3 pseudogenes are annotated in these 3,745 nt (G+C 49.1%); 2 read left to right on the top strand and 1 reads right to left on the bottom strand.

The window, feature by feature from the left end:
* Positions 1–142: 142 nt before the first annotated feature.
* Together argE and BG74_RS21190 are read left to right on the top strand one after the other, a co-directional pair.
* Positions 143–1,243 (top strand): annotated as a pseudogene (gene argE, locus BG74_RS06140) (acetylornithine deacetylase).
* A gap of 254 nt (positions 1,244–1,497) precedes the next feature.
* Positions 1,498–2,635, top strand: a pseudogene (locus tag BG74_RS21190) (phosphoenolpyruvate carboxylase); the annotation flags it as partial.
* Between the two features lie 14 nt (positions 2,636–2,649).
* On the opposite strand, the pseudogene BG74_RS17295 reads toward BG74_RS21190, so the two are convergent.
* Positions 2,650–3,745: pseudogene (locus BG74_RS17295) on the bottom strand (amino acid kinase family protein); the annotation flags it as partial.

The following is a 3,745-nucleotide window of genomic DNA, read 5'->3' as shown; positions in this document are numbered from 1 at the left end:
CCAGCACCAATCTCCGCTGTTCACTTGCGAGATCAAGCATAGTAGTCCGTTAGGAACCCGTTTACGTCCCGCTCAACGTTAATTTCTTTATATTAGTTATATTAATAATATAACTAATATAAAGAAAATAATATTAAATACGATGATAAAAATACCCCATTTTATGGAGCCTTACCGTGCGCTTATTGCCACGCTGTCTATCAGCGCTACCAACGCTGCTCTAGACCAAAGTAATGAGGTATTAATCACCTTGCTGGCGGGCTGGTTCCACGATCTGGGGTTTTAAGTTAAAGTCCAGCCTGTGCCGGGATTATTATTGACGGACCATAGCGATACGGTACCGTTCAACGATGGCCGCTGGATCCTTTTGTTCTAACCGAGCACGACAATAAGTTTTACGGCCTTGGGTACCACGGATATGAAAGGGTTTTTCTCTTTCGTGCTCGACAGCCTGCAGGATATCGATGCCGCGACGCTGCTGAAAAACCGCTCTATGTGCTGGAGACAGCGGATGAAGAAACTTCAATAGCCGACGCCAGTTATTTCTAACTCAGCAGTCAATTAAGGACGGATTTTACCATTATCGGCGAACCTACCTCCCTGACGCTGGTACGCGCGCATAAAGGCTATTTGTCCAACGCGGTCACTGTAATGGAGCAATCCAGGCACTACTCCAGCGATTCCCCCCGCTCGCGGCATCAACGCCATCGAAGTGATGCATGAGGCCATCTCTCACCTTAAGCTCTTGCGCAATTCGCTACAGACACGCTATCACCATCCGACCTTTGTCATTCCTCACCCTATCATGAATTTTGGCTATATTCATGGTGGCGATGTGGCTAACTGCATCTGCGGCTGTTGTGAATTGCATATGAATATTCGTCCGCTGCCAGACCTGACGCTTGGCGATCTGGATGAGTTGATTACTGAGGCGCTGGCGCTCGTCATCGAACGCTAGCCTGGCCGTATTACAGTATCGGCGCTGCATCCGCCCATCCCAGGCTATGAATGCCGGGTGGATACACCTCTAGTGCAAGTAATGGAAAAATTGCTGGGGGTAGAAACCCAGGTGGTCAACTATTGCACCGAGACCCATTTATTCAGGAGTTATGTCACACCCTGGTGCTCTTTCCCGGCTCTATCAATCAGGCCCATCAGCCTGATGAATTTATCGATATAGTGTTCATTGTAAGCCACCCGAGAATTGATCGCGCAGATTATTCAGCATTTTTTCCATCACTGAATGAAAACACCCTTTACGCAGAAAATACCATCTGAATGAATCAGATATTCTTATAATTATAAGGTGTAATTAAATTTTTTTAATTACCACGAATGTGAAGTTTTTTGTCGTGGAATATTGGCAATTGACGAACCGTACGATAAGTGGCTAGGTGATGGCAAACAATTTCACTATCTAGTGAAATAAATTTTCAAAGAGTCTAATCAAGGTCCATAATAAACAAACAATATTCAGTAATATGAAGCAGCGTTAGTATGCTCGGGGATCTTCTAGGCGACACAATTAAAGATGCGATTGGAGAAAATATCCTGGAAAAGGTCGAAATCATCCGCAATCTGTCCAAATTGGCAAAGCATCGCCAGCAGTTACTTTCCACTCCACCCTGCAAAATCTTTCCAATGATGAGCTACTGCCGGTGGCGCGCGCCTTCAACCAATTTCTTAATCTATTCAGTGCTGCCGAGCAATTTTATTCTATTTCTCCCATACCGAAGTAGCTAATAATACTGAAGGTCTGGGTAAGGTCTTCACCAGGTTGAAAAACACCACGAGCTGAATGAAAAGTTATTCTCGCCGAGGTAGAATTTCTATCGATTGAATTAATCCTTACCGCTCACCCTACCAAAATTACCCGATGCACCCTCCTGATACACATGCTGGTCGAAGTGAATAACTGTCTAAAACAATTAGAGCACAACGAGTTATTAGAGTATGAGTACAAATAGATCATACGCTGCCTACGCCAATTAATCGCCCAATATTGGCATACCGACGAAATCCATAAACACCGCCCGACGCCAGTGTATGAAGCCTACTTGGGTTTCTCGATTGTGGAAGATAGCCTTTGGGATGCGGTACCGTACCGTGCTATTTACTCAAGTTCAATGAACAACTGTAAAATGTTTTCGGCTACAAACTGCCACTGGAAAATGTGCCGGTCACCTTCATCTACTGGATAGGCGGAAGACCACGACAGCAGCCCCAGTTACCGCCGACATCGCACGCCGCATGCTGCTGCTCAGCTGCTAAAAAGCGATGGGATATTTTATACGCGACATATAGGTTCTGATCTCGAAGCTGTCGATGGGCGAATGTACCCCCGAGCTGTGTGCTCTGGCCTGGGGCGGCGCAGCTGCGTGGTGAACATCGCGAGGCTATGCCAGATTTACTGGAAACCAACGATCAACTTTTGGAACTGCTTTTCAACTGTTATCAGTCGCTGCGCGCCTGCGGCATGACAATTATCGCCATAGGTCAACTACTAGATACGCTGTAGCAGATCAAATCCTTCGGTATTCAATTAGTGTGCATCGATGTGCGCCAGGAAAGCGCGCGTCATATTGAAGCATTGAGCGAAATTACCTGCTATTTGGGGCTAGGAGACTATGCCAGTAGTTACCGACACCCCGACGTGCCAGCCAGCTTGTTGGCGCTGATCACGTGGAAACCGTAGCTGGCGAAATCTAGATACTGATCCGCAACGGCCTCGCTGGCGGTCACATTCAGCACGACTAGATCGTCATAAGGGTGAGCACGCATCCACAAAAATAGATCTTCTTGCCCCGTAAGCGACGCCTCGTCGTTGAAAGAGGCCAGTGCTCTATATTGGCATCCAACCCATCGTAGCTAAGAAAACTACGCTGGCTATCCACCACACGCCGCTGAGAATAAATTCAAAGCTGGTGCGCGCCGATAGGTTTTTTTGCTCGTGGGCAAAAAACTCTAACCATCGGGGGGTCAATATTGCCCTTGCCGAACAGTATCATACCAATACGTTTTTCGGCTCGAAATATCGAGGTGTGCAGCCTCCGTATAACATGCTTGGTAGGCCCAAAGCGCAGGACTGCCACCAGACTGACGCCGTCCTCAGCCTGCCAAAAGAATTCGATAGGTTGATACTTCATCTGCTGATAGAAACGGTGGCTGTGCAGTGCGTTTTTCACCACGCCGGCGCCTACCAGGGCGACCAGCGCCACCCCCTCGCGCAGTTGTAAATGCGCAGGCAGCCCGACTTGTTCAAGAATATGCAGCGCGCTGTCGGCAACCTCAGAGGTGTAGCACAGCTGCAGCAAACGCCGGTCGCGGTGCACCCCCACCGCCAGAGGTTTGATCTGGGCGCGTTTCAGTACCAACTCTATCTCTTTGTGGACCAGAGCAAAGTCGCAATGCGGCGCGATGGTGAGTTCAACCAGGCAAACATCATCATGACTGGTGACAATTTTTGCGCCGGTACCGGAAGCCAATACCCGCTCAATGCGCGTAGAGCCTTGCTCCGGCTTATAACTACAGCGCAGCAGTAAATCGATATCGCTGCCGGATACCGGCTGCAGAGTCCGGGCGTGCAGGACCGGCGCCGCCAGACGCGCCAGCTCTCTGGCCTCATCCAAGCGCAGCAGCGGCAGTAGGCAAGCATCCTTTACTTTGCGCGGATCGGCGCTGTAAACTCCTGCCACATCGCTCCAGATAGTGACGCGGGAGACACTTGCCAGCGCGCCGATCTGGG

The sequence above is a fragment of the Sodalis-like endosymbiont of Proechinophthirus fluctus genome (assembly GCF_001602625.1).
Classification (GTDB): Bacteria; Pseudomonadota; Gammaproteobacteria; order Enterobacterales; family Enterobacteriaceae.
This window is presented reverse-complemented; position numbering and strand designations above follow the sequence as displayed.